This is a genomic window from Chryseobacterium sp. SIMBA_028 (assembly GCF_046535285.1).
Lineage (GTDB): Bacteria > Bacteroidota > Bacteroidia > Flavobacteriales > Weeksellaceae > Chryseobacterium.
In genome coordinates this window covers 1-288 of the sequence record NZ_JAWRWZ010000154.1, presented here as the reverse complement: position 1 = coordinate 288, position 288 = coordinate 1, and the positions used below count along the sequence as shown (strand labels likewise).

The window sequence follows — 288 nt, the reverse complement described above, 5'->3', positions numbered from 1 at the left end:
CGTGGATTCCTAAATCAATGATCGTTCTTTTACCAACTTCAATGATCTCTTCCTCGATTTGTTTTCTTGTTTTTTCAACAACTTCTTCAATTCTTGCAGGGTGAATTCTACCGTCTGTTACCAATCTGTGAAGTGATAATCTTGCGATTTCTCTTCTTACAGGATCGAAACATGAAAGAAGAATAGCTTCCGGCGTATCATCAACGATGATCTCAACACCAGTTACCGCTTCTAAAGCACGGATATTTCTACCTTCTCTACCGATAATTCTACCTTTTACTTCATCAG

At 38.2% G+C, this 288-nt stretch carries 1 protein-coding gene; it reads right to left on the bottom strand.

Annotated elements, in window-relative coordinates; genetic code table 11:
• Positions 1–288: KH domain-containing protein (locus tag SCA31_RS22950; RefSeq protein ID WP_410699346.1), on the bottom strand; the 288-nt coding region annotated here is incomplete at both ends.